General features: G+C 58.8%; 19 protein-coding genes. 5 read left to right on the top strand and 14 right to left on the bottom strand.

Going from position 1 to position 18,515, the window contains the following annotated elements; genetic code table 11:
- Positions 1 to 37: 37 nt before the first annotated feature.
- Positions 38 to 712: a signal peptidase I gene (gene lepB, locus FIV05_RS24265; protein WP_152511284.1), complete on the top strand. Its 675-nt coding sequence runs from the start codon at positions 38 to 40 to the stop codon at positions 710 to 712.
- Positions 713 to 729: 17 nt separating this feature from the next.
- Here the strand turns inward: lepB (FIV05_RS24265) and recO are convergent, their stop codons facing one another.
- The 9 genes from recO to rpoZ all read right to left on the bottom strand — a co-directional run bounded on the left by recO (position 730) and on the right by rpoZ (position 8,770).
- A complete protein-coding gene (gene recO / locus FIV05_RS24260) occupies positions 730 to 1,485 on the bottom strand; it encodes a DNA repair protein RecO (RefSeq protein WP_152511283.1) in 756 nt (251 codons plus the stop codon).
- A gap of 59 nt (positions 1,486 to 1,544) precedes the next feature.
- Entirely contained in the window at positions 1,545 to 2,471 is a 927-nt protein-coding gene (gene era, locus FIV05_RS24255; protein WP_209010106.1) for a GTPase Era, read from the bottom strand.
- An 87-nt stretch (positions 2,472 to 2,558) separates the two neighbouring features.
- A complete protein-coding gene (gene rnc, locus FIV05_RS24250) occupies positions 2,559 to 3,269 on the bottom strand; it encodes a ribonuclease III (RefSeq protein WP_152511282.1) in 711 nt (236 codons plus the stop codon).
- Positions 3,270 to 3,305: 36 nt separating this feature from the next.
- Positions 3,306 to 4,058, bottom strand: coding sequence for a signal peptidase I (gene lepB / locus FIV05_RS24245; RefSeq protein ID WP_023003784.1), 753 nt, complete (start codon positions 4,056 to 4,058; stop codon positions 3,306 to 3,308).
- 115 nt (positions 4,059 to 4,173) lie between these two features.
- Entirely contained in the window at positions 4,174 to 4,605 is a 432-nt protein-coding gene (gene acpS, locus FIV05_RS24240; protein ID WP_055653440.1) for a holo-ACP synthase, read from the bottom strand.
- 72 nt (positions 4,606 to 4,677) lie between these two features.
- The gene (locus FIV05_RS24235; protein WP_055653442.1) at positions 4,678 to 5,292 is read right to left on the bottom strand and encodes a DUF2062 domain-containing protein; all 615 of its coding nucleotides are present in this window, start codon (positions 5,290 to 5,292) and stop codon (positions 4,678 to 4,680) included.
- A gap of 30 nt (positions 5,293 to 5,322) precedes the next feature.
- Positions 5,323 to 5,904: an orotate phosphoribosyltransferase gene (pyrE, locus tag FIV05_RS24230; RefSeq protein ID WP_023003787.1), complete on the bottom strand. Its 582-nt coding sequence runs from the start codon at positions 5,902 to 5,904 to the stop codon at positions 5,323 to 5,325.
- A 109-nt stretch (positions 5,905 to 6,013) separates the two neighbouring features.
- On the bottom strand, positions 6,014 to 8,260 hold the full coding sequence (locus FIV05_RS24225; protein WP_152511281.1) for a bifunctional (p)ppGpp synthetase/guanosine-3',5'-bis(diphosphate) 3'-pyrophosphohydrolase: 2,247 nt from the start codon (positions 8,258 to 8,260) through the stop codon (positions 6,014 to 6,016).
- 108 nt (positions 8,261 to 8,368) lie between these two features.
- Positions 8,369 to 8,770, bottom strand: a complete 402-nt coding sequence (rpoZ, locus tag FIV05_RS24220; RefSeq protein WP_023003789.1) for a DNA-directed RNA polymerase subunit omega — start codon at positions 8,768 to 8,770, stop codon at positions 8,369 to 8,371.
- A 400-nt stretch (positions 8,771 to 9,170) separates the two neighbouring features.
- Between rpoZ and FIV05_RS24215 the strand changes: the two genes are divergently transcribed.
- Both FIV05_RS24215 and FIV05_RS24210 read left to right on the top strand, forming a co-directional pair.
- The gene (locus tag FIV05_RS24215; RefSeq protein WP_023003790.1) at positions 9,171 to 9,764 is read left to right on the top strand and encodes an NYN domain-containing protein; all 594 of its coding nucleotides are present in this window, start codon (positions 9,171 to 9,173) and stop codon (positions 9,762 to 9,764) included.
- Positions 9,765 to 9,778: 14 nt separating this feature from the next.
- Positions 9,779 to 10,438 carry a uracil-DNA glycosylase gene (locus FIV05_RS24210; RefSeq protein ID WP_152511280.1) on the top strand — a complete coding sequence of 220 codons (660 nt, stop codon included), beginning with the start codon at positions 9,779 to 9,781 and terminating at the stop codon, positions 10,436 to 10,438.
- 262 nt (positions 10,439 to 10,700) lie between these two features.
- On the opposite strand, the gene FIV05_RS24205 is transcribed toward FIV05_RS24210, so the two are convergent.
- Both FIV05_RS24205 and FIV05_RS24200 read right to left on the bottom strand, forming a co-directional pair.
- Entirely contained in the window at positions 10,701 to 11,483 is a 783-nt protein-coding gene (locus FIV05_RS24205; protein WP_152511279.1) for an arginyltransferase, read from the bottom strand.
- Positions 11,484 to 11,528: 45 nt separating this feature from the next.
- Positions 11,529 to 13,361: an SLC13 family permease gene (locus tag FIV05_RS24200; protein ID WP_152511278.1), complete on the bottom strand. Its 1,833-nt coding sequence runs from the start codon at positions 13,359 to 13,361 to the stop codon at positions 11,529 to 11,531.
- A 199-nt stretch (positions 13,362 to 13,560) separates the two neighbouring features.
- On the opposite strand from FIV05_RS24200, the gene FIV05_RS24195 reads away from it, so the two are divergent.
- Entirely contained in the window at positions 13,561 to 14,046 is a 486-nt protein-coding gene (locus FIV05_RS24195) for a TspO/MBR family protein (RefSeq protein WP_173013929.1), read from the top strand.
- A gap of 2 nt (positions 14,047 to 14,048) precedes the next feature.
- On the opposite strand, the gene FIV05_RS24190 is transcribed toward FIV05_RS24195, so the two are convergent.
- The 3 genes from FIV05_RS24190 to hemB all read right to left on the bottom strand — a co-directional run bounded on the left by FIV05_RS24190 (position 14,049) and on the right by hemB (position 17,071).
- A complete protein-coding gene (locus tag FIV05_RS24190) occupies positions 14,049 to 14,555 on the bottom strand; it encodes an RDD family protein (RefSeq protein ID WP_152511276.1) in 507 nt (168 codons plus the stop codon).
- 273 nt (positions 14,556 to 14,828) lie between these two features.
- A complete protein-coding gene (locus FIV05_RS24185) occupies positions 14,829 to 16,079 on the bottom strand; it encodes a threonine ammonia-lyase (RefSeq protein WP_152511275.1) in 1,251 nt (416 codons plus the stop codon).
- Positions 16,076 to 17,071 carry a porphobilinogen synthase gene (gene hemB, locus FIV05_RS24180; protein WP_286202315.1) on the bottom strand — a complete coding sequence of 332 codons (996 nt, stop codon included), beginning with the start codon at positions 17,069 to 17,071 and terminating at the stop codon, positions 16,076 to 16,078. Before hemB ends, FIV05_RS24185 begins: the two co-directional genes overlap by 4 nt.
- 274 nt (positions 17,072 to 17,345) lie before the next feature.
- Between hemB and FIV05_RS24175 the strand changes: the two genes are divergently transcribed.
- Positions 17,346 to 18,485, top strand: coding sequence for an isobutyryl-CoA dehydrogenase (locus FIV05_RS24175; protein WP_152511273.1), 1,140 nt, complete (start codon positions 17,346 to 17,348; stop codon positions 18,483 to 18,485).
- Positions 18,486 to 18,515 lie beyond the last annotated feature (30 nt).

Here is an 18,515-nt window from a genome sequence, read left to right as displayed (position 1 = left end):
CGCACTGCCAATCGTGTGGTTCCTTTGCTGGGGGGGCATGGCTTCCAAACGCAAATCTTTTCGCTGGCTCTTGGTCGGTTTGCTAGCGCTGGTTCTGGTCGTGGTCGCGGTGTCCTGGAACGATTTTTACCTGCTGCGCCTGAAAACCTATTCCAATCCTTCAAGCAACATGCGTCCGACCCTGGAGGTCGATGAAGTTGTTCTTGCGACAAAAATCTTCCCCTCAATGGGCGAGCACTATGAGCCAGTCCGCGGAGACGTAATCGTTTTCACTATCGCCGCCAAAAGAGCGAACGATTATATGAAAAGGGTCATCGGCTTGCCTGGCGAGCGCATACGGCTTCAGGACGGCGTGGTGCTGATCAATGATGTGCCTGTTCCACGTCAGGCCCTTGCAGACTATCGCTACGAGGATCGAGACGGCTCAGAGAGCTCTGCTCCGCGTTTCAGGGAAACTTTGCCGAACGGCAGAAGTTACGAAGTTCTGGATCTCGATCCGCAAGGACAAATGGACACGACAAGAGAATATGTCGTGCCCGACGGTCATCTGTTCGTAATGGGCGACAATCGGGACAATTCGGTCGACAGGCGTTACACGGATTACATCGGGTATGTACCGCTGAGTGGGGTCTCCGGTGTCGTTGAGATGATCCTTCTTCCGAAAGGCGAGGGCAGTTCGCTGTGGCAGCGGCAGCAGCCGGAGTCAAACTAGCATGTGACCTTGAACGGTCAGAAATTCCAGGGAAATTCGGTTCGGTAACGCTTTTCAAGGGCGGTCAGCACCTGGGCGCGCGTGCCTCCGTCCCTGGTGCCATGTTCCTGCAGGTACCTGTTCAGAAAAAAGCTTGTCAGGTCGAACCCCTGGGTGACATCAGCCCAGGTCAGCTCACTGCCGGCCTGCCGTTGCCCCTCAAGAAGAAAGCCGGGCAGGGGCAGCAGGCGGTCATGATAGGGCGTGCCGGCTTCCCGGCAGACCGCACGGGCGGATTTCGGCGACACGTAAGCCAGGTCTTCGTTGCTGCCTGTGGCGGCGCAGGACGAAAGATCGAGACCGATGCCGAGGTCGCGCAATACCTCAAGCTCGAAACGGACCAGAAGCGCGGCTGCCGCGTCCGAAGCCTCCAGATGATCCAGAACCACCGTTAGCGCATTGAACAGTCTCGGGTAGGCGTGGCGCTCGGGCAGGAGACGGAGCAAAAAAGCCAGATGCTGGAGCGCGGCCAGACCGAGGCTACTGGTCATGAGGTCACCCGCCCGCAGGGTTTCCGGCTCTATGTGATACTGACCGAGATGGTCGGAAAGGCGCGCCTTCCAGGTAAGGGTGAGCTCATTGCCGGGCTGCAGGACAGGCCGGTGCCGCCGCGAGCGGCCACCACGGACAAGACCGAGGTGGCGGCCATGATCCAGCGTCATGGCCTCCAGAATGACATCGTTTTCGCCGTGTTTGCGGGTGGTCAGCACCACGCCGCGTCCGCTCCATTCCAAGGGCCGTTTCCCGTTTCATGTCAGGCCGGGAGTTTGGCGGATTCGGCGATCCGCGCAAATTATTTCGGAAATTCCAGTCCCATTTCCCGGTAACGCTCCGGATCGTCGGCCCAGTTCTCCCGAACCTTCACGAACAGGAAAAGGTGGACGGGAGCTTCGATGATTTCCGAGAGCTCTTCGCGCGCTGCCTGTGAAATCGCCTTGATCGTCTGTCCGCGTTTGCCGAGCACGATGGACTTCTGGCTGTCCCGCTCCACGTAGATGGTCTGTTCGATCCGGGCCGACCCGTCCTTGCGGGTCTGCCACTGTTCCGTCTCCACGGTGGAGATATAGGGCAGTTCCTCATGCAGGCGCTCGAACAGCTTTTCGCGGGTGATTTCGGCCGCAAGAATGCGCAGGGGCAGGTCAGACGGCTGGTCCTCCGGAAAGAGCCAGGGGCCGTCCGGAACCTTGGACGCGAAATAGTCCAGGATGGTTTCGGTGCCGTCGCCGGTCAGAGCCGATACCATGAAGGTTTCTTCAAAAGGCACGAATTCGTTGATCTTCTGCGCCAGCTGCAGAAGTTTTTCACGCTTGGCGACATCGGTCTTGTTGAGGATCAGAACCTTCGGTGCCTGCTGGCTGGACAGGCGCTTGAGGATGTTTTCCACTTCCTCGGTCAGGCCTTTGCGGGCATCGACCAGAAGCGCGATCAGGTCGGCATCGCGCGCACCGCCCCAGGCTGTGTCGACCATGGCGCGATCGAGCCGGCGCTTGGGTTTGAAGATGCCCGGCGTGTCGATGAACACAAGCTGTGCCGCGCCGTGCATGGCCACGCCGCGCACAATCGTGCGTGTTGTCTGCACCTTGTGGGTAACGATGGAGACCTTGGTACCGACAAGCTGATTGATCAGCGTCGATTTGCCGGCGTTAGGCGCGCCTATCAGGGCAATGAAACCCGCCCTGGTATCAGCAGGCATCTCCGGCAGCGGCTCGGGCAGCGGCATGTCGAAACGGCCGGTGGGGGCCTGAAAGCCGTTGTCGTCATCTTCGTCCATCGGACCATCGTTGGTCGTGTTTTCGTTCAAGCTGTCTTATTCCTTCCAGACGCCTTCCCGGCGCAATACGGCCTCTGCCGCATTCTGTTCCGCAATCCGTTTGGAACCACCCTTGCCTTCGCCTGGCGGCAGCCCCTGAACGGTCACCGACACGGTGAAATTCGGTGCGTGGTCCGGTCCGTCCCGGCCTGTTACATCATATCGCGGTGTCGGCAGGCTCTTCGATTGTGCCCATTCCTGCAGCGTTGTCTTGGCGTCGCGCAGTGGACCCGACCAGGATAGCATACGCGGCTCCCAAAGGCGCGTAATGAAGCTTTCGGCTGCCTCAAACCCGCCGTCCAGGTAAATCGCGGCAATGACCGACTCGCAAATATCGGCGAGCAGGGCGGTTTTCTTCCGGCCCCCGGTCTGTGCTTCTGCAAGCCCGATGCGCATCGCATCGCCGACACCAAGTTCCTGGGCGATTTCCGCGCAGGTCTCGCGCTTGACCATGTGGTTGAAGCGCCGCGCCAACTCACCTTCGTCAGCCTTGGGAAAATGCTTGTGCAGCATGGAAGCTATCACGAGGCCGAGAACCCGGTCGCCAAGGAACTCCAGACGCTGATAACTGCCCGACACTGTTTCAGACGGTGCAAGGGCACTGGCATGGGTCAGCGCGACCCGCAGGAGTTCCAGGTCCTGAAACTCGTATTGCAGTGCCATTTTCAGGGCCGAAATCGGACCTGGTTGATGCAGTTGTCTTTTCATGCAGCCTGCTTCGGCGGCGTTCCGCCAAAGCCCCGGTTAGAGTGTCCGGCCAATCCGTTCCCAGCGAACGCTCCACGGCCAGGACCAGATATGCCAGGCAGGAGTTCCGTCCTTGACGGAGAAGAACAGGATTTCGGCACGGCCCATGAAGTTTTCGAACGGAACGTAGCCGACCCTGTTCAGATAACGGCTGTCGACGGAGTTATCGCGGTTGTCGCCCATCATGAAGTAATGGCCTTCGGGCACCTTGTACTCGCGGGTGTTGTCCACCTCTCCGCGTGTCGTCAGGTCCAGGGTTTCATAAGAAACGCCGTTCGGCAGGGTTTCCCGATAGCGCGGAACCCGGCGTACGATACCGGATGGAGACTGTTCGATGAAATCATCGATCTTTTCGCGTTTGACCGGTTCGCCATTGATATGCACCACGCCGTCGATCACCTGAATGGTATCGCCAGGCAGTCCGATCACGCGCTTGATGTAGTCAACGGACGTGTCGGTCGGCAGCTTGAAAACAGCGACGTCACCGCGTTCCGGTTCGGAAGACCAGATGCGGCCGCTGAACGGGCCGAGGCCGAAAGGGAAGGAATAGCGGGAATATCCATAGCTGAATTTGGAGACGAACAGATAGTCCCCGATCAGCAAGGTATCCTTCATCGAGCCGGATGGAATGTTAAACGGCTGGAACAGGAATGTTCGCACGATCAGGGCAAGCAACAGCGCCTGGACAACAACCTTGATGGTTTCGGCGAGGCCGCTGTCCTTATCCTTCTTGTTTTCCGTCACGCTCATTTTGTCCCTTGATCAAATTTGTCCGGCGTTATGGTCTGCATCGCCGCGTACAGCCGGACTCTTATCCGCTAGCGCCTGTCAACGCAATGAGAGGAAGGCCCTTGAGGCTGGGCTTTCAGGGGGAATCCGCCCTTGGCGGTTCGGGCCAGTCGGTCGGCCACGCCGAAATGACGACAAACGCCTGTGCTAGCGGATAATCATCCGTAATGGTCAGATCAATGGTGGTCCTGAAACCGGCAGGCGCCATTGCCTGCAATCGTTCGGCAGCGCCACCGGTCAGGGCAATGGTGGGTTTGCCGGAAGGAAGGTTGACGACGCCCATTTCCCGCCAGGCGACCCCCATGCGAATGCCGCTTCCAAGTGCCTTCGAGCAGGCTTCCTTGGCCGCAAATCGTTTTGCATAGGATGCGGCTCGCTCGGCGCGCCTGTCGGATTTTGTCCGCTCGATTTCGGTGAAGACCCGGTTGGTAAAGCGCTCGCCGAATCTTTCGAGTGTTTTCTCGATCCGGCGGATATCGATCAGATCGCTGCCAATTCCAAGGATCATGGCCTTGCTTTCCAGATTGCGGCGGGATGGGTTCTTGGTTCCGATCTTAGTTGGATCGGTCGTTCACGAAAATCAAGCGCTGCCGTCTTCTTCGACTGTGTTGCCCGGTGGGGGGAACAAACGGCCATGTTTGCCGGCGCCCTTGTCGGCCAGCTTGTTTCTGCGGCGGCGCTGGTATACCTCGACGCTCTTGTAAACGACCACATAGGAGACCGTTCCAACGACCAATCCAAGAGGAACCGCACCGATGAACATCGGTTTGAGCATTGGCCAGAGCGCGTCGAGAGATTTTTCGAAAAGGCCTTGCTGAAACTGCTGGTGAACCTGATGCGGGTCCGCCTTTGGAGCGCGCCCGTGGATGATCCACTGTCCGATTTTGAAGGTGAAGGCCCAAATGAACGGGAACGTCAGTGGATTGCCGACGGACGTTCCAAGCGCTGCTGCTATCATGTTGCCGCGCACCAGGTAGGCAAGTGCGAAAGCGGTCAGGAAATGGAAGCCGACAAGAGGCGTGCATGAAGCGAAGGCACCCGCGGCAAAGCCAAGGGCAATCGCGTGGGGTGTCGCCGTGAGGCGCAAGACGCGCTTGCCGAAATAGCGGGTCGAACGCGCCCAGCTGTTCCGGGGCCAGACGGCAACGCGCAGTCGCTCAATCCGTGTTGGCCTATTTCTCCGGCGAAACAGCATGGTCTAAGGTTCGTTCCCGTCTTTTATCGTTCAGCTCAGTCCGCGGCTGCCAGGTTTGACAGCTGGCAAGGCGGCAAGTTCCGGCGGCAGGTTGTCAGGTTCATAGGCCGGAACCTTGTATTCTGCCAGAGCAATCACCGGAACCGAGGCGTCAGCCTCGCCGCCGGAGCGGTCGATCAGGCAGGCAACACCGAGGACTTCAGCACCAAGAGCTTTCAACGAGGTTACCGTTTCCCGACTCGATAGGCCGGTCGTGACGATATCCTCTACAACAATGACACGGGCGCCTTGCGGCATTTCGAAGCGGCGCAGCCGAAACTCCCCGTCCTCACGCTCCACCCACATGGCGGGAACGCCAAGATGGCGGGCGGTTTCGTAGCCCGGAATAAGGCCACCGAGCGCCGGCGATACGATGTAGTCGATCTGGCCAAGGCCGGAGGCGCGGATCTTGTCGGCGAGTGCCTTGCAGAGCTTTTCCGTCTTGTCCGGGTACATGAACACGCGGGCCTTCTGCAGAAATACCGGGCTGCGCAGACCGGAGGTCAGAATGAAGTGACCTTCCAGAAAGGCGCCGGCCTCGCGGAATACGGCCAGAACTTCATCGCGTGTCATTATCAGATCCCCTCAAATTCTTTGGCGGCGGCGGGCCTTCAATGGCCAAGCGGATGTGTCACTCACCGGCAAGCCGCCTTGTCCTTATGTGCCTGCTACCGTTTGTAATCTAGCCATTCACACGGCTGACGCTGGAAACATTAGGCTTGGTTCGCAGCTGATTTATGATCCTGTTCAGGTGCTTCAGGTCCCAGACTTCAAGATCGATGATCATCTGATGAAAGTCCGAGGCTCGCTGCATCATCTTGACGTTGTCGATGTTGCCGCTGTTTTCGCCGATCACCTGCGCGATGGTCGCCAGGGAACCAGGTTCGTTTGCAGCCGAAATGTCCAGACGTGCTGGGAACCGTTCCGGATTGTTGACGTCGATGTCCCAGCGAACGTCGACCCAGCGCTCTGTCTGGTCGTCGAATTCCTTCAGGGACGGCGATTGTATTGGATAGATGGTCAGTCCTTCGGACGGGGTCAAGATGCCGACGATACGGTCGCCGGGAACAGCACCGCCATCGGGAGCAAAAGTAACCGGGATGTCGCCGGACAGACCACGAATGGGAAGCGCCGGGCCTTCTTCTGGCTCGCCACTCTCGCTGGCGGTTGCCTTGTCTGCATCCAGTTCGCCGGGCGGAATGCGGAACTTCAGGCCATGACCCTGTTTCAGGCCGAACCAGCCTTCTTCCAGGGGCGGGCCGGAAATGGCAACGCGCTCGTCCTGATAGTCCGGGTGAGCCGATTTCAGAACCAGTTGGGCGGATAGATCCCCCCGTCCGACGGCAGCCAGCAAGTCGGCGACGCTGGCCTGGTGCAGGAGATCGAGGATCGCTTCCAGCAGGTCTTCCGAATAGGCTTTTTCAGCTCTGGCGAATGCGCGCTTCAGAATATGTTCGCCAAGGGCTCCATATTGCTTGCGCACGGATTCTCTGGTGGCGCGGCGGATCGCGGCGCGGGCCTTGCCGGTAACGGCAATCGCTTCCCAGGCCGGTGGCGGGGTCTGCGCGGGCGAACGGATGATTTCGACCTCGTCGCCGTTATGCAGCTCGGTCACCAGCGGCATGATCTTGCCGTTGATCTTGCAGCCGACACATGTGTTGCCGATACCGGTATGAACCGCATAGGCGAAATCGATCGGCGTTGCACCGCGGGGCAGGGCGATCAAACGGCCTTTTGGGCTGAAGCAGAAGACCTGGTCATGGAAAAGTTCCAGCTTGGTGTTTTCCAGGAATTCTTCCGGCGTGTCGCCCTGAGCCAGCAGTTCGGTCGTGCGGCGGAGCCATTCGAAGGCACGGCAGTCTTCCGTATGCCGGGCGATATTGCGTCCGCCGAATTCGCCGTCCTTGTAAAGCGCGTGTGCGGCAATACCGTATTCGGCCACCCGATCCATGGAAATGGTCCGGATCTGCAGTTCCACACGCTGGCGGGATGGTCCCACAATCGTGGTGTGGATCGACTTGTAGTCGTTCTGTTTGGGCGTGGAGATATAGTCCTTGAACCGGCCGGGAACGGTCGGCCAGGTCGTGTGAATGACACCCAGAACGCGGTAGCAGGCTTCCACGGTGCCGACGGTGACGCGGAACCCGTATATATCGGACAGCTGCTCGAAGCCGATAGCCTTTCGCTGCATCTTGCGAAAGATGGAGTAGGGACGTTTTTCACGGCCCTTCACGAGGGCGGCCATTCCCCGTTCGCTAAGGCGTTCGGTCAGCGTTGTCTCGATGTCCAGGATCAGATCGCGGTTGCGTTCGCGCAGATCGACCAGACGATCGGTGATGGTTTCATAAGCTTCGGGGTTGAGCGTATGGAAGGCAATGTCTTCCAGCTCTTCGCGCATGTCGTGCATGCCCATGCGTCCGGCGAGCGGCGCATAGATTTCCATCGTTTCTTCCGCGATCCGTCCACGCTTGTGCTCCGGCATGTGGTGGAGCGTGCGCATGTTGTGCAGACGGTCAGCCAGCTTGACCAGAAGCACGCGGACGTCATCGGCAATCGCAAGCAGAAGCTTGCGGAAGTTTTCTGCCTGCTTGGCCTTCTGGGAAACCAGGTCCAGGCGCTTGATCTTTGTCAGGCCTTCAACCAGCTTGCCGATTTCCTCGCCGAACAGGGAGTCGATCTCGGCCCGGGTCGCGTCGGTGTCCTCGATCGTGTCATGCAGCAAGGCAACGGCGATGGTGGCGTCGTCCAGGCGCAGGTCCGTGAGGATCGCGGCAACTTCAAGCGGATGGGAGAAATAGGGGTCGCCAGACGCACGCGTCTGGGTACCATGCTTTTGCATGGCATAGACGTAAGCCTTGTTGAGCAAGGCTTCGTCGGCGTCCGGATTGTAGCGCGTAACTCGTTCAACGAGTTCGTATTGACGCATCATGGCCGCAACCGACCCTGGCAAACGGCTGAGACATCAGCGGGACAGACAAAAGTCGCCCGAAGCGCCGGGGAAACCCCGTCGCGCTTCAGACGAACTTGTGAACTCAAATCAGACGTCGTCGGTCCGCTCCGGCGGAACGAGGCCTTCGAGGCCGCGCAGAAGGTCTTCTTCGGACATGCGGTCGAATTCGACCGCGCTGTCGTCAACGTTGTTGACCTGCGTCATCTGATGCTGGTTCGAGGACGGAACCATCGGCACGGCTTCGGCCTCGGGCTCATCCACTTCCACATATTTCTGCAGCGAGTGGATCAGGTCCTCTTTCATGTCTTCCGGGCTGACGGTCTGCTCGGCAATCTCGCGAAGCGCAACAACGGGGTTCTTGTCGTTGTCACGGTCAATGGTCAGCGGCGAGCCGCTCGAGATCATGCGAGCGCGATGCGCAGCAAGCAGCACCAGCTCAAACCGGTTTTCGACCTTGTCGATGCAGTCCTCGACGGTCACGCGCGCCATTCGACGTCTCCATAGGCTTAAGGAACTTGAAGAACCAGCGTATAGTGTTCACGTTTCCAAAAAGCAACCCCTTGTCAAATTTGAGAGGAGGAGGTCAGATCCCGGAACGCATAGGCAAAGAATCCGCTGTTTTTTTGTCTGATTTGGTGCAGGCTACTCGCTTTTGCATTGCGGCACTCCAATATAATGGTGTAGGCCACTAGTAACGGCCCTTTTCAGAATCAGAAGGCCGTTGACAAAACAAAACGATAAGCTGTGTGACGCCACGGAATACGCGGTAAACTTACAGCAAAATATACGTCGCCTTATAGAGTGCGCCTGGAATTGGTCGCGGGAAGCCGGTTCCTTCTACGCCAAATTGCAAGAGCGACGTGTATGACTCGGAAAGGTTTCAAATAAGATGTTTGACGCTCGAGAAAAAGTTGCTTTGTTCATTGATGGAGCGAACTTGTACTCAACGGCCAAGGCAATTGGTTTTGACATCGACTACAAACGTTTGCTGAAAGAGTTCCAGGGACAGGCGTATCTCCTGCGGGCGTACTATTACACCGCGCTGATCGAAGATCAGGAGTATTCCTCCATCCGTCCGCTGATCGATTGGCTTGACTATAACGGCTACAAGGTCATCACCAAACCGGTGAAGGAATTTGTCGACAGTGCCGGCCGCCGCAAGGTGAAAGGCAACATGGACATTGAACTTGCCGTTGATGCCATGGAACTGGTCGAGTCCGTTGATCACGTGGTGCTGTTCTCAGGCGACGGCGATTTCCGCTCTCTGGTCGAGGCGCTGCAGCGCAAGGGCCGCAAGGTGAGCGTGGTTTCGACCTTGAAGACCCAGCCGCCGATGATCGCTGACGACCTGCGTCGCCAGGCCGACCACTTCATCGATCTGGCCAGCCTTGCCAACAAGATCGGCCGTGATCCGTCCGAACGTCCTGCCCGTCCGCAGACCCCCGCTCAAGTCGATGAAGACGACGAGGACGACGACTACTGAGGCTTGATCGGGCAATGTCCGACTATATCGCAGACCATGGGCCAGTCGATCCCCCATCAGATTGTCCGGCCTGTCCCCGCCTTGTTGCCCTGCGTGAAGAGCTGAAAGTTGCCTATCCCGACTGGCACAACGCGCCGGTTCCGTCATTCGGAGCCGACGCGCCGCGTCTTCTGATCATCGGCCTGGCGCCGGGCATGAAAGGGGCGAACTGTACGGGCCGCCCCTTTACAGGGGACTATGCGGGAGATCTCCTCTACCAGACCATGATCGAATTCGGTTTTGCCGAAGGGACCTATAAGGCCCGGCCGGACGACGGTCTGCAGTTGAAGGATGCGATGATCACCAACGCGGTGCGCTGCCTGCCGCTGCAGAACAAGCCAACCGGCGCGGAAATCAAGACCTGCCGCCCGTATCTTTTGTCGACGCTGGACGCCAATCCGTCGATCAAGGCTGTGCTTGCTCTCGGCCGGATCGCGCATGAGACTTTTCTGTCGGCCCTGGATCAGCGTCGGGCATCTTTCGCCTTTGCCCACGGCGCACGGCACGAGCTTCCCGGAACGGGACTGACGCTTTTCGACAGTTATCACTGCTCTCGCTACAACACCAACACAGGCCGCCTCACCGAGGAAATGTTCCACTCGGTCTTCAGGCAGATCCGCTCGTTTATTCCTTAGGAACACGACGGTGTAACGCTCTCGTCGCAGTTCGGTGATGTCGATAAAATTATCAGCCCTTTCCCGAGCGCAGCCCCCCCTTCCAACCTCATCCTGAGGAGGACCGTCAGGTCCGTCTCGAAGGATGGGCCACTTGCTCAAGAGTGTGTCGCCCATCCTTCGAGACAGCGCTGACGCGCTTCCTCAGGATGAGGTGTTGGGGTGGGAGCTGCCGCAATGTAGAGGAGAGGGCAGGGGCAGGCGTGCGCCGCCTTCCACACGGTCATTCCTCTGAATGCGGTTCCGTTTGATACGCCTCAGCGTCGACAACGAGCCAGCCGTTGGGGCCAAGATGTTCCTGCGGTTTGAAGCGGGCCTTGTAGGCCATCTTCTGGGAGCCGTTGACCCAATAGCCAAGATAAACGTAGGGCAGGTTCATCTTCCGGGCCCGTTCTATGTGATCCAGGATCATGTAGGTGCCGAGCGGGGTCCTGGTGTAGTCGGGGTCGTAGAAGGAATAGACCATCGACAACCCGTCCGAGAGCTGATCGGAAAGGGCAACACCCAACAACGGGCCTTCGCCGGCTCCGGTGATGAAGCTGTTCGGACCGCGTTGGCGATACTCCAGGACAATCGTTTCGACATGTGTGTCTTCGACCATCATTGCGTAGTCGAGGACACTCATCTCCGTCATGCCGCCGTTCTCGTGTCGGGCTTGAAGATAATCGCGGAAGAGATCGTATTGTTCGGCAGACGGGCTGGGCGGCAGACGGGCGCCGACGATGTCCGTGCCGGATTTCCAGACTCGCTTGAACGACTTGCTCCACTTGAAATCATCGACGCGGACGCGAACCGAGATGCAGGCCTGGCACCGTTCGCAGGCCGGGCGGTAGGCGATATTCTGACTGCGCCGGAAACCGCCCTGCGTCAGTACCTCGTTGAGGGCGGGAGCGCCATGGCCGACAAGATGGGTAAAGACCTTGCGCTCTTGTTTTCCCTCAAGATAAGGGCAGGGCGCTGGCGCCGTAAGGTAGAACTGCGGATGATCTGTGGGGTGCCGTGTCACCGTTTTGTCCCGCGAAACCTTTAGATTTGTTCTCTATTCCCGGTCCTATAGTCCGTAATACCATGGCGCGACCAGAGAGAAGGTCAACCATAAAATGAGCGCAAGCGGTGTGCCAGCCCGCACAAAGTCGTTGAACTTGTAGTGACCCGGACCCATCACGATCAGGTTGGTCTGATAGCCGATCGGCGTCGCAAACGACGAGTTGGCCGCAATGATCAGGCAGACGACGAAGGCTTCCGGGCTCGCACCGATCTGGTTTGCCAGATTGATCGCAATCGGTGTGAACAGGACAGCCGCCGCGTTGTTCGACAGGAAGTTTGTCAGGATCATCACGATGAAGAACAAGGCCGACAGCATCACGGTCGGCGATGCCCCGGCGAGCAAATGAACCAGTCCGGTGGCAATCGCATTCGCGCCGCCGGTACCCTCCAGTGCAACGGCAGCCGCAAGCGAGGCGCCCACCAGCATGAAAATGCGGCTGTCGATGGCGCGCATGGCCTGGCGGATGTTGAGACAACCCGACACAATCATGGCGAAGGTCCCGGCCACGGCGGTGGTGACAATGGGAACAAGACCGCTGGCAGCCAGCGCGACAACAAGAGCGAAGATGACAAGTGCCCGTGGCGCGTAGCGTTTGCGCGGCACTTCCGCCATCGACCAGTCCAGCAGCAGCACGTCGCGATTGCCGCGCAGGCGCGCGATCGCCTCTTCACTGCCGGCCACGAGAAGCACGTCACCCGCTTCCAGGCGAATGTCGTTCATCGCCATGCGCGGCATGCGGCTGCGGCGCTGGATACCCATCACCAGACAGCCGGTGTCGGTGTAAAAGCCCGACTGGGGCAAGGTGCGTCCCATCAGGCGGGACGCGGGGGCCACCACCACTTCCGCCAGGCTGATCGTACCGGCAGGTGCCTGGGTCTCGCGGCCGGAGTTGCTGGTATCTGAATCTGCTTCCATCAGCGGCTGCCGGCGAGCCAGAGCATTGGCAAGGGCTGCACGCGTGGCCGCCACGATCACGGTATCGCCGGGAGAGAGCACCACGTTTTCAAACGGGGGTAGAATTGGCTTCTGGCCTCGTTGAACCAGTCTTACCGTCATGTCCTTCAATTGCGGGAACATGCCGGATACGGATTCCACGCCCACCAGCGGATGACCATAGGTGATTTCGATCTGGGCGATAAACTGCTTGCCGGAGGAGCTCTGGAACTCTTCCGCCATGGTTTTGCGCACCGGAAGCAGCTTCGGCATGATGAACAGCACATAGATCGAGCCGACACCGGCGATGATCAGTCCGATTGGGGTGAAACTGAAAAAGGTCAGTTTGAGATCGGAACTTTGCGCCGCGAAATTTGCTACCAGCAGGTTGGTCGACGAGCCGATCAACGTCGTCATGCCGCCAAGGATCGCGAGGAAAGACAGGGGCATCAGCACACGGGCCGGCGACTGGCCGACCGTTGCGGCAACAGCAGTCAGGATCGGCAGAAACATCACCACAACAGGGGTGTTGTTCAAGAATGCGCTGAGCGCCGCGACAGTCAGGAGAACAGGGATTGCAGCCCGCAGCGACCGTCCGCGCGTCATTTTGACGATCGCCTTTGCCGGTGCTTCCAGCGCGTCCGTCTGGAACAGTCCCTGGCCGATGATCAGGAGGCAGATGACCGTTATCAGCGCCGGATTTGAGAAGCCGGACAGGAAGTCGCCGGTGGTGATAAGCGAACCGTCCGGTCGCTCGACCGGAAAAACCGAAAAGATGACAATGAAGGCGGAAACGGACCCGAGGGCTATTGTTTCAATCGCGTACCGCTCGACGGCGTACAGGACGACAGTGGACGCGATCACCACGAAGGTCAGCGCCATTGCAATATCAACTGAGTCCATTCACCTGCCCAAAGCCACCTTGGCCAATTTCACGAACCTGCACTTTAAAGCAGGCGGTCCCGGCAATGGAAGAGCCTTAAGATAATATTGCCGTTGATATATTCCTTTGAGGCAATGACACTGTCAAAGTTCATCCGCCGTTACCGCGATTTGATCCGATTAATGGGAACCCGGACTGGCGATCCGCGTTGAAGAAGTCATGAAATCAGATAACCCAATTTCGCCTTCGTTCCCGAAAGACCTGCTCTCGCTGGTCTTGTTTCTGGCGGTTGTCTTGGGTGTCGGCATCACGATCGGCGTTTTGAACACACCAGGCGCCTGGTACGAGGCCTTGCAGAAGCCGCCGTTCAATCCGCCCAACTGGGTCTTCGCGCCTGCCTGGACCATTCTTTACATTCTGATAGCGATTGCCGGCTGGCGGACATTCCTTCGGGCACCTGATAGCCGCGTGATGAAAATCTGGTACGGGCAGATGGTTCTCAACTGGATCTGGTCGCCACTCTTCTTCACGCTCCACTTCATGTGGACGGCTTTTGCCGTGATCGCGGTGATGCTCTACCTGATCCTGAACTTTATCGGTGGAAGCTGGCAAACGGATCGTTTGTCGGCGCAGCTGTTCATACCCTACGCGCTCTGGACCTGCTTTGCCGGAGTATTGAACCTGTCGCTGGCTCTCTTGAACTGACCTTACACCTGGCCGCGCACATAGCCTTGATGGGAGGCCGAGTTGATCACCACCGTTCCCAGTACGAGGTCGTGCAGCAGGCGTTTACGGTCGGAAAACAGTGACACCAGCAAAACGAGCGGCGTCAGCAAAGAGACCGAAAACCAGAACAGGATGACATGGACGGCTGCCAGAAGCGGGTAGGGCTTTGCGCCATACCAGAGGCGCATTTCCAGTCCCATCGCACGCATGCCCAGGGTTGACGCCTGCGAGCCACCAAGGGTGAAGGCGACATAGAGCAGCGCAACCGCCGTCGGCAGGATGCCGTAAAGCAGGAAGCCGAGTCCCAGCGTAAAGACACCCAGGAAGAACACCACGATGCCGGCACCGAAGGTTAACAACGTGATCACGATCAGATCGATGAAGAAGGCAAAGATGCGCCGGCTGCGCACGCCGGAAAACAGCTCCGGATTGCTCACAGGATCGAAAACGTCCTGACGGGCATATTCGGAGGTGGTTTCAGCTGACATGGTTCGGCTCCCTTGGGTTCGATGATCAACATGTGGTGATTTGGAGCGGGTTTCGCAAATCATTTGCCGGGTGAAGCCGAACCGTTCCGCGGGTAATCCACGCCACCCCCTCATCCTGAGGAAGCGCGGAGCTCTGTCTCGAAGGATGGGCGGCATACGCCGGAGCAAGGAGTCCATCCTTCGAGACGGTCCTCCGGTCCTCCTCAGGATGAGGTCGGTGTGTGGAGTGTCCGCATCAATAGCCGTGTAATGAAGGACTGAGGTGGCAGCCCTTCAGTCCATCCGCTCGCCGATTTCCAGGTAGCGCACCACGAAGGCGCGTTCGCGCAGAGCGGCGACGATACGCTCGCCATGTGGACGGTCAAAGGCCTCGAAGGTGACGTCCAGCGTTGCTCCTTTCGCGGGAACATTGAGGAACAGGCGATGGTGTTCAACGTCGACCACGTTGCCCTGCATGTCACCGATCACGGTTGCGATTTCACCCAGAACGCCGGGGCGGTCCGGCGTGTCGATCCGGATCGAGACCAGTTTGCCATCGCGTGCAAGTTCGCGAACCACGATCTTGGACAGCAGTCTCGGATCGATATTGCCGCCGCAAAGAACCAGGCCAACCCTCTTGCCGGCAAATCGCTCGGGTTCGGTCAGCAAGGCCGCGAGACCGGCAGCGCCTGCGCCTTCCGCAATGGTCCGTTGCAAGGTCAGATAGGCGTTGATCGCCCGCTCGATGCTGCTTTCCGAAACAAGCAGGATATCATCGACGGCCCTTTTGACGACTTCGGTCGTCAGGACGCCGATGTCGCGCACAGCGATACCTTCTGCGATGGTCGCCCCTTCGCAGCGCACGTCCTTGCCATAGAAGGCGCCCCACATGCCGGGGTAAAGCGTCGTCTCAACGCCAATCACTTCGACGGAAGGTTTGAGAGCTTTTGCCGCCGTGGCGATGCCGGCGATGAGGCCGCCACCGCCGATCGGCACGACGAGAACATCGAGATCCGGCTGCTGCGCCAGCATCTCGATGCCGATCGTGCCCTGGCCGTGAATGACATGGGCATCGTCGTATGGGTGAACCCAGACGAGATTGTTCTGTTCGGCCAGCCTGTCGGCTTCTTCCTTCGCCTCGGCCAGCGTGTTTCCCGCCAGGACCACCTCTGCACCGTGGTTGCGGGTCGCGGAGATCTTCACGAATGGCGTCAGAACCGGCATGACGATGGTTGCCGGTATGCCAAGCCGTCCGGCGTGGTAGGCAACACCCTGGGCGTGGTTGCCGGCCGAAACAGCAATCACGCCGCGCTTCTTTTCATCCGCCGTCAGGCTGGAGAGCTTCACCAGCGCACCACGTTCCTTGAAGGCGCCGGTGACCTGCATGTTTTCGTATTTTACAAAGACATCCGCCCCTGTGAGCTGCGAAAGCCGCGGAGCGGGCAGGCACGGGGTCTCGATTACGGCGCCCTTCAAAAGCGCAGCCGCTTCCTGAACCTTGTCGAATGTGACGCTGTCAGCGGTGGTTGCCCCGGTGGAGGTCATTTCCCGGCTGCCAGCATTTCGGCCACCTTCGGTGCGAAATAGGTCAGGATGCCGTCGGCGCCGGCGCGCTTGAAGGCGAGCAGACTTTCCAGCATCGCCTTGTCTCCGTCCAGCCAGCCGTTTGCGGCCGCGGCCTTGATCATCGCGTATTCGCCTGACACCTGATACGCGTAGGTCGGAACCTGGAACTCGTCCTTTATCCGCCGGACAATGTCGAGGTAGGGCATGCCTGGCTTGACCATCACCATGTCGGCGCCTTCGGCAATGTCCAGTTCGGCTTCCCGAAGGGCTTCGTTCGTATTGGCCGGATCCATCTGGTATGTGCGCTTATCGCCAACCAGGGTCCCCGACGAGCCGACGGCGTCCCGGAACGGACCATAGAAGGCGGAGGCGTATTTCGCCGAATAGGCCATGATCTGCGTTCCGCGATGACCTTGAGAATCGAGAGCCTGTCGAATGGCGCCGATACGTCCGTCCATCATGTCGGACGGGGCGATCACGTCTGATCCGGCTTCCGCCTGCACCAGGGCCTGCCGGCAGAGCTGATCCACTGTCTCGTCGTTCAGGATCGTCTCGCCTTCCATCAACCCGTCATGACCGTGGCTGGTGTATGGATCAAGGGCGACGTCCGTCATCAGTCCCAGGTTCAGGCCTTCCGCCTTGATTGCGCGCAAGGCGCGACAGGTCAGGTTTTCAGGATTGAGAGCCTCGGAACCTGTTTCATCACGAAGACCAGGATCGGTGTAGGGAAACAGTGCCAGTGCCGGAATGTTCAACTTCGCTGCCTTCTCGGCGTCGCGGACGGCTTCATCCACGGACAGGCGCACAACATCCGGCATGGACGGAACGGACTGACGGATATTCTCGCCGTCCACCAGGAAAATCGGCCAGATCAGGTCATCGACCGTAAGGCTGTTCTCGCGCACCAGACGGCGTGACCAGTCGCTCTGGCGGTTGCGGCGCATGCGGGTGCCGGCCAGAAGTGTGTCCATATGGTCGGAGGTGATCGGCGGGAGGGGAGATTTTGACGGCATCGGCCCTGACTGTTCGCTAGGAGATGTTGGAAAGCGTATTCTGATCGAAGTGAGCCGCCAATCTATCACGCAGATTGACGCAATCCAACATTCTGTAAAATAACTGAATTTAATAAAGAAAAAGAGATTGTTTGACGTTCGCGTCAAATGTGCTTTAGTGCTGCCGCGAAGACAGGGCGCAGACCTTTCCGGAGGAGGAAGCGCGCCGCCACCGCTTGAGGGAGGATAACCCGTGGACTTTTCACTGAACGAAGATCAGCGCGCCTTTCAGGACATGGCGGCAAGTTTCTCGCGGGATGAACTGGCGCCATTTGCCAAGGAATGGGACGAGGAAAGCCACTTTCCGATTCCCACCCTGCGCAAGGCAGCCGAGCTTGGGTTCGGTGGCATCTATGTGAAGGAAGATGTCGGCGGTTCCGCGCTCACCCGGCTGGATGCAACGCTGATCTTCGAGGAACTGTCCAGGGGCTGTACGTCGACGGCGGCCTATATATCCATTCACAACATGGTCGCCTGGATCATCGATACATATGGCTCGGAGGACCTGCGCCAGAAGTATCTGCCCAGGCTCTGCACCATGGACCTGCTCACAAGCTACTGTCTCACCGAACCGGGCTCGGGTTCGGATGCAGCGAGCCTGCGTACCAGCGCCAAGGATGATGGCGACCATTATATCCTCAACGGCTCCAAGGCATTCATCTCCGGTGGCGGCGTTAGTGATCTGTATGCGGTAATGGTCCGCACAGGTGGTGAGGGCCCGTCCGGCGTTTCCTGTCTTCTGGTCGAAAAAGGGACACCCGGTCTTAGCTTCGGTGCCAACGAGGTGAAGCTCGGCTGGAAGAGCCAGCCGACGGCCCAGGTCAATTTTCAGGATTGCCGGGTGCCGAAGTCAAATCTGATCGGATCGGAAGGGCAGGGCTTCAAGATTGCGATGGCGGCGCTCGATGGCGGCCGGCTCAACATCGGCGCCTGCTCGATGGGGGCTGCACAGGCCTGTCTCGATCACGCCCTGGCCTATGTGCAGGAACGCAAGCAGTTTGGTCGACCGATTGCCGACTTCCAGGCACTTCAGTTCCGCCTGGCGGATATGGCAACCGAATTGGAAGCAGCCCGTCTGCTCTTGCACAAGGCCGCTTCGGCGGTGGATGCGAAATCGCATGACGCCACCAAGCTTGCGGCCATGGCCAAGCGGCTTGCCACCGACACCGGCTTCAAGGTGGTCAACGAAGCACTGCAGCTTCATGGCGGCTACGGCTATCTGCGCGACTATCCTATCGAGCGTTATTTCCGCGACGTGCGGGTGCATCAGATCCTGGAAGGCACCAACGAGATCATGCGGCTGATCATTGCGCGGCAGCTGCTGAAGGACTGATCGAGTTTTCCGTCCCATTCCGTTGAAACG

This window comes from Labrenzia sp. THAF191a, from assembly GCF_009363335.1.
GTDB lineage: Bacteria > Pseudomonadota > Alphaproteobacteria > Rhizobiales > Stappiaceae > Roseibium > Roseibium algicola.
Note: the sequence above shows the minus strand (reverse complement) of the source record. Positions and strands in the feature narration are given on the sequence as shown.

What these genes read in the sequence shown, in the direction of transcription:
- FIV05_RS24200 (WP_152511278.1), bottom strand. Translation starts at nt 13,361, where the DNA reads ATGGACTCAGTTGATATTGCAATGGCGCTGACCTTCGTGGTGATCGCG.
- FIV05_RS24210 (WP_152511280.1), top strand. Translation starts at nt 9,779, where the DNA reads ATGTCCGACTATATCGCAGACCATGGGCCAGTCGATCCCCCATCAGAT.
- FIV05_RS24185 (WP_152511275.1), bottom strand. Translation starts at nt 16,079, where the DNA reads ATGACCTCCACCGGGGCAACCACCGCTGACAGCGTCACATTCGACAAG.
- FIV05_RS24195 (WP_173013929.1), top strand. Translation starts at nt 13,561, where the DNA reads ATGAAATCAGATAACCCAATTTCGCCTTCGTTCCCGAAAGACCTGCTC.
- lepB (WP_023003784.1), bottom strand. Translation starts at nt 4,058, where the DNA reads ATGAGCGTGACGGAAAACAAGAAGGATAAGGACAGCGGCCTCGCCGAA.
- acpS (WP_055653440.1), bottom strand. Translation starts at nt 4,605, where the DNA reads ATGATCCTTGGAATTGGCAGCGATCTGATCGATATCCGCCGGATCGAG.
- FIV05_RS24215 (WP_023003790.1), top strand. Translation starts at nt 9,171, where the DNA reads ATGTTTGACGCTCGAGAAAAAGTTGCTTTGTTCATTGATGGAGCGAAC.
- hemB (WP_286202315.1), bottom strand. Translation starts at nt 17,071, where the DNA reads ATGGACACACTTCTGGCCGGCACCCGCATGCGCCGCAACCGCCAGAGC.
- FIV05_RS24235 (WP_055653442.1), bottom strand. Translation starts at nt 5,292, where the DNA reads ATGCTGTTTCGCCGGAGAAATAGGCCAACACGGATTGAGCGACTGCGC.
- rnc (WP_152511282.1), bottom strand. Translation starts at nt 3,269, where the DNA reads ATGAAAAGACAACTGCATCAACCAGGTCCGATTTCGGCCCTGAAAATG.
- lepB (WP_152511284.1), top strand. Translation starts at nt 38, where the DNA reads ATGGCTTCCAAACGCAAATCTTTTCGCTGGCTCTTGGTCGGTTTGCTA.
- rpoZ (WP_023003789.1), bottom strand. Translation starts at nt 8,770, where the DNA reads ATGGCGCGCGTGACCGTCGAGGACTGCATCGACAAGGTCGAAAACCGG.
- pyrE (WP_023003787.1), bottom strand. Translation starts at nt 5,904, where the DNA reads ATGACACGCGATGAAGTTCTGGCCGTATTCCGCGAGGCCGGCGCCTTT.
- era (WP_209010106.1), bottom strand. Translation starts at nt 2,471, where the DNA reads ATGCCGCTGCCCGAGCCGCTGCCGGAGATGCCTGCTGATACCAGGGCG.
- FIV05_RS24190 (WP_152511276.1), bottom strand. Translation starts at nt 14,555, where the DNA reads ATGTCAGCTGAAACCACCTCCGAATATGCCCGTCAGGACGTTTTCGAT.
- FIV05_RS24225 (WP_152511281.1), bottom strand. Translation starts at nt 8,260, where the DNA reads ATGATGCGTCAATACGAACTCGTTGAACGAGTTACGCGCTACAATCCG.